6 protein-coding genes and 2 tRNA genes are annotated in these 5208 nt (G+C 76.7%); 5 read left to right on the plus strand and 3 right to left on the minus strand.

Annotated elements, in window-relative coordinates:
- Window positions 1-239: 239 nt before the first annotated feature.
- Both ACRYR7_RS24100 and ACRYR7_RS24105 read left to right on the plus strand, forming a co-directional pair.
- A tRNA-Arg gene (locus ACRYR7_RS24100) sits at window positions 240-315 on the plus strand.
- 1133 nt (window positions 316-1448) lie between these two features.
- Window positions 1449-2156 (plus strand): Lsr2 family DNA-binding protein, encoded by a 708-nt coding sequence (locus tag ACRYR7_RS24105; RefSeq protein WP_432574819.1) that lies wholly within the window; start codon window positions 1449-1451, stop codon window positions 2154-2156.
- Between the two features lie 89 nt (window positions 2157-2245).
- Here ACRYR7_RS24105 and ACRYR7_RS24110 read toward each other — a convergent pair whose 3' ends face one another.
- From ACRYR7_RS24110 to upp, 3 genes are all read right to left on the minus strand, one after another.
- Window positions 2246-2923, minus strand: a complete 678-nt coding sequence (locus ACRYR7_RS24110; protein ID WP_432574820.1) for a PH domain-containing protein — start codon at window positions 2921-2923, stop codon at window positions 2246-2248.
- A 16-nt stretch (window positions 2924-2939) separates the two neighbouring features.
- A complete protein-coding gene (locus tag ACRYR7_RS24115) occupies window positions 2940-3101 on the minus strand; it encodes a hypothetical protein (RefSeq protein ID WP_432574822.1) in 162 nt (53 codons plus the stop codon).
- A gap of 199 nt (window positions 3102-3300) precedes the next feature.
- The gene (upp, locus tag ACRYR7_RS24120) at window positions 3301-3936 is read right to left on the minus strand and encodes a uracil phosphoribosyltransferase (protein WP_432574823.1); all 636 of its coding nucleotides are present in this window, start codon (window positions 3934-3936) and stop codon (window positions 3301-3303) included.
- A 66-nt stretch (window positions 3937-4002) separates the two neighbouring features.
- Between upp and ACRYR7_RS24125 the strand changes: the two genes are divergently transcribed.
- The 3 genes from ACRYR7_RS24125 (at window position 4003) to ACRYR7_RS24135 (ending at window position 5168) form a co-directional block, all read left to right on the plus strand.
- Window positions 4003-4563 (plus strand): tRNA adenosine deaminase-associated protein, encoded by a 561-nt coding sequence (locus ACRYR7_RS24125; protein ID WP_432574824.1) that lies wholly within the window; start codon window positions 4003-4005, stop codon window positions 4561-4563.
- Between the two features lie 35 nt (window positions 4564-4598).
- Window positions 4599-5033 (plus strand): tRNA adenosine(34) deaminase TadA, encoded by a 435-nt coding sequence (tadA, locus tag ACRYR7_RS24130; protein ID WP_432574825.1) that lies wholly within the window; start codon window positions 4599-4601, stop codon window positions 5031-5033.
- A 48-nt stretch (window positions 5034-5081) separates the two neighbouring features.
- Window positions 5082-5168, plus strand: a tRNA-Ser gene (locus tag ACRYR7_RS24135).
- The last annotated feature ends 40 nt before the right edge of the window (window positions 5169-5208 follow it).

Raw genomic sequence — 5208 nt, forward strand, 5'->3', positions numbered from 1 at the left:
GGCCCGTCCGCTCCGCGGACGGGGCCTTCGGCGTCCCAGCGCCTACCCACCCCGCCCACCGGGCTCCCCGCGAGCCCCCGGAGAGCGCCCGGTGGGCTCCTGCCGGGCCGCGGACGGCGCCACCGGGCGGGCGGGGCGGCGCCCGAGGGGCCGCAGAGTCGTTGCGCCGCAACCGATTGGTGATCCGGGCCGGAGGCCGCTACAGTAGTCCACGGCTGCTGCGGGAACCCGCGGCACCGGCGCCCGTAGCTCAACGGATAGAGCATCTGACTACGGATCAGAAGGTTAGGGGTTCGAGTCCCTTCGGGCGCACCACGGCCGCAGGCCGCACAGGGCGGGTCCCCCACGGGGACCCGCCCTTCGTCGTCCCGGGGTGGTGCCGCCTCCGCGCGGGCCCCGTCCCGGCCGGTCCCGCCGCTCCGCCACCGGCCCGCCCGCGCACGCCCCGGTCCCCCGCTGCGCCGCTCACGACCGCGACTCCCTCCGCCCGGCGCCGCACGCACCGGCCGGCGCACGCGGGCGCGGCACCGGGACCACCCCCCGGTCCACGCGCGCACCCCACCCCGCGCGGCGCACCCGGCGCACCCCACCCGGCGCGGCGCACCCGGCGCACCCCACCCCGCGCGGCGCACCCGGCCCCCACCGCGCAGGACCCGCTCCCGGCGCGCGCCCACCCGACGCGGCGCCCGGCGCCCACCACCCCGCCGCACCCACCCCCCGACGCACCCGCCCCCGCCCGACCGGCACGCTCACCACGGCCGCACCCCACGAGCCGGCCAGACCCGACCAGACCCGACCCGACCAGGTCCGGCCCGGCGCGACCCCACCGCCGGGTGGACGGGGCGACCCGGGCGGGAACCCCCGCCGGAACGCCCACCGCACCCCCGCCCCGGTTCCCCCGCCCTTCCCGACGGTCCTCCCCCGGTGTTCCACCAACCGTTCGAACCCGGGTTCGCGCCGGCTCGAACACCGGCGGAGGACCCGGCGGGAGAGCGGGCCCGGGAGCGCGGTGAACACCGGCCGCGCACCCGGCGGGTGTTCCCGGGAGCGTTCCGGGAACGAACACCTCCGGGGAACCCCGGTGTTCCGGCCGGCCGTTCACGCGTTCCGCGTTCCCGCGTTCGGCGTTCCCTGGTCCGGGTGTTCCCCCTTCCGGTGTTCACCGGGCCGGGCGTTCCCCCGGCCGGGCGTTCCCCGGCCGGCTGCCCGCGGGAACGCGCGCCTGCGTCCGGCCGGCGTCGCGGGACGACGGTGCTCCGGAGCGGGTCGGCGCCGATTTCCCGCGGCACGGCGTTCGGTTAGCGCGTGGTGACGAGGAACACCTGCTCGCTAACCCGTGAGAACCCCACCCGTTCGCGCGGAGAAAGACCTCGGGCGCGCGAACTCCAAGAGAACTGTGGTTTCATGGTGTTCAGCATCAATCAACCCACTTCTTCCGGGAGCCCAGCATGGCAAGCCACGACGTCGCACTGAAGGTGGCCACCGAACTGCCGGTCGGTGCCGTCGACCTCGAGATCCCCGTCAAGCGGAACGGCCGCAAGGTCGGCACGTTCACCGTGAACGCGAACGGCGTCTCCTGGAACCCCTCCACCTCCAAGGCCCCCACCTCGGTCTCGTGGGAGGACCTCCCGGCCGCGCTGTCCAGCACCGCCGCCCCGGCCGCCGCCGCCCCGGCGAAGAAGGCCGCCGCCAAGAAGACGACGGCGAAGAAGGCTACCGCGAAGAAGGCCGCCCCGGCCGAGACCCCCGCGCCCGCGCCCGTCGAGGCGCCCGCGCCGGAGGCGGCCGAGGAGCCCACCGCGGTGACCGAAACCGCCCCCGAGGCGACCGAGGCCGCCGAGGCCCCCGCGCCGGCCCCGGCCAAGCGCGGTTCGAGCCGCAAGTCCGCGGCGAAGACCGCCACCAAGTCCGCGGCGAAGTCGGCCCCGGCGGCCAAGTCCGCCCCGGCCGCGAAGTCCGCTCCGGCCGCCAAGTCCGCGCCCGCGGCGAAGAAGTCCGCCCCGGCCGCCAAGAAGTCCGCCCCGGCCGCGGCCTCCACCGGTGCCGTCGACGCGCGCGCCGTGCGCCAGTGGGCCGCCGAGAACGGCATCACGGTCGCCCCGCGCGGCCCGATCTCGACGAGCATCATCGACCAGTTCCGCGCCGCCACCGCCTGAGCAGCGCGCACGCACCGCGCGAGAGGGGGCGGGATCCCACGGGATCCCGCCCCCTCTCGCGTGCTCGCGGCGGTGCGGCGCCGGTGCGCTCAGCGCCCGGCGAGCCTGCGGGCCGCGCGCACCAGGAGCCGTCCGGCCCCGCCCCCGCGCCGCCGGGTCGAGGCGGCGGCGGAGACGGCGGCGGCCGAGGGGGCCGCGGGGCGGCCGAAGATGACCTCGCACAGGTCCCGGTACTTCTCGTCCGGGTCGGGCACCCAGTCGATGCGGCGCATCGCCTGGTCCTGACCGGCCGACTCCAGGACGAACTGCCCGTACCCGAGCAGGCGGCCGGGCACGGACTGGTTGTAGCTCATGTCGGTCACCTTGCTCAGCGGCATCATGGCCGTGCGGCGGTTGACCACCCCGCGGGTGAGCAGCAGGCGCTTGTCGGTGGCGATGAACCACCCGTTGCGCCACGTCAGCAGCCGCCACACCGCCCGCAGGAGCAGGACCACCCACGCCGCGAACAGGGCGTCGCGCAGCAGCGGCGGCTCCGGGGGCAGGTGCGAGGCCAGCCAGAGGACGAGCGCGAAGCCCGCCACGACCCCGGCGACGGTGCCCACCAGCTGCGCCCAGTGCCGCTGGGCGGTGACGTGGGTGCGCTCCCCCGCCAGCAGGCGGCGCTTCACCCAGCGCGGCAGCCCCGCCCGGCCGGGGTCGGCCCCGTCGGCCGCCTCCAGCTCCGGGCGGGACGAACCCGACGCGGACGTGCCGCGGGAACCTCCCACCGCGCTGCCCGCCCGCTCAGGCCAGCAGGCCGTCGAAGAACGCGGCGATGCTGCTCACCAGGGTGCCGAGCGATTCACCCACACCGCGCACGAAGTCGGCCGCGGACTCCGGCGAGCGGTACACGGCGTAGAGCGCGAACACGACCACGACCCATCCCAGAACCCGGCGCCACCTCATGCCCAGCTCCTCCCCGCGTTCCCCGAACGCCGCCCTCGTCACCAGAAGTCAGGAAATCTGCACGAACGGGCGTCATCCTGCCGGAAAGGGGTCCCCGGCTCGACCACCCGCGCCGGGCGGCGCCGGGGACGGCAGGGGTGCGACGGGCGGGCCGGAGCGGGGACGGGCCGGGGACCCGGGCGGGACGGGGCGGGCCGGCTCAGACGACGCCGTAGAGGCGGTCCCCGGCGTCGCCCAGGCCGGGCACGATGTAGCCCTGTTCGTCGAGGCGCTCGTCGACGGCGGCGGTGACCACGGTGACGTGGGCGTGCTGGTCGAACGCGGCGCGGACCACCTCGATGCCCTCGGGGGCGGCCAGCAGGCAGATGGCGGTGACGTCGACGGCGCCGCGGTCCAGCAGGTAGTTGACCGCCGCGACCAGCGTGCCGCCGGTGGCGAGCATCGGGTCCAGGACGTAGCACTGCCGGCCGGAGAGGTCGTCGGGCAACCGGTTGGCGTACGTGGTGGCCTGCAGCGTGGTCTCGTCGCGGATCATGCCGAGGAAACCGACCTCGGCGGTGGGCAGCAGCCGCACCATGCCGTCGAGCATCCCCAGGCCGGCGCGCAGGATCGGCACGACGATCGGCTTGGGCGAGGTCAGCCGCACGCCGGTGGTGGGCGCGACGGGCGTGGTGACGGGGTGCGGCTCGACGCTCACGTCGCGCGTGGCCTCGTAGGCCAGCAGGGTGACGAGTTCGTCGGCGAGGCGGCGGAAGGTCGGCGAGTCGGTGCTCGCGTCCCGCAGCGCGGTGAGTTTGTGGGCGACGAGGGGGTGGTCGATGACGGAGAGGCGCACGAGGGCACAACCTAGCCGCCACGGGCGTGCTGGCCGTAGCCGCGAACGTGCTGCCACCATGGTCACGTGGCGTACTTCACCGCTGTCCTGACACCCGACGGCGACGGCTGGCGCTCCGTCGACGTGGACCTCGAGGCCGGTTCCCCGGACGAGCTGGGCGACGTGCTGCGCGGCGCCGTCGGCGACGACGCCGCCGTGGTGGCGGCCCTGGAGCGCGAGGACGAGTGGTTCGCGTTCGTGCGCACCGACGGGGAGGAGGTGCGCGTGTTCGTCTCCGACGCGGTCGCGGCGGCCGACAGCTCCTTCGCCGAGCTGTTCGCCGAGCTGCCGCCGGCGACCGAGGTCCCGGTGGCCGACGGCGAGCCGGACGGCCCGCGCGACGCGGAGGACCCTGACGGGGACGACGAGCCGGCCGGCGCGGCGGGCGCGGGCGACGCGGCCTCCGCGGCCCGGGCGGCGGGCGTGGCCGAGGCGGTGTGGGCCGGGGACCCGGAGCTGCTGGCGGACCTGGGCTGCCCGGCGGCGACGCTGACCCGGCTGGCCGAGTCCGGCGCGGACCCCTCCGCCTCCACCGTCGAGGTCGGCGAGCTGCTCGGGTTCGCCGACGTGCTGGAGTCGCTGCGCTGAGCGGCCTGGCGCAGCCGCCGCGGTGGGCGGGGTGGATGCGCCTGGCCCTGGGGCAGGCGCGCGAGTGCCTGGCCACCGGCGACGTGCCCGTGGGCGCGGTGGTCCTCGACGCCGACGGGCGGGTGCTGGGCACCGGCCGCAACGAGCGGGAGGCGGCGCAGGACCCCACCGCGCACGCGGAGGTGCTGGCGCTGCGGGCGGCGGCGCGCGCGCGCGGCGAGTGGCGGCTGACCGGCTGCACGCTCGTGGTGACGCTGGAGCCGTGCGTGATGTGCGCCGGGGCCCTGGTGCTGGCGCGCGTGGACCGGCTGGTGCTGGGCGCGTGGGACCCGCGCTTCGGGGCGGCGGGCTCGCTGCGCGACGTGGTGCGCGACCGGCGCCTGAACCACGCGGTGGAGGTGGCCGGCGGGGTGCTGGAGGAGGAGTGCTCGGCGCTGCTGGACGGCTTCTTCGCCGAGCGCCGGGGGTGAGCGCCGGGCGGGCCGGTGCACCGGCCCGCACCGTGTATCGTTGCTCGCGGTGGTGTGTCCGAGCGGCCTAAGGAGCACGCCTCGAAAGCGTGTGAGGGGGCGACTCCTCCGTGGGTTCAAATCCCACCGCCACCGCTCGAACGGCGAAGGCCCCCGGCTCCTTAGAGTCGGGGGC

This window comes from Kineococcus gurbantunggutensis (assembly GCF_050871925.1).
In the GTDB taxonomy this organism is placed as follows: domain Bacteria; phylum Actinomycetota; class Actinomycetes; order Actinomycetales; family Kineococcaceae; genus Kineococcus.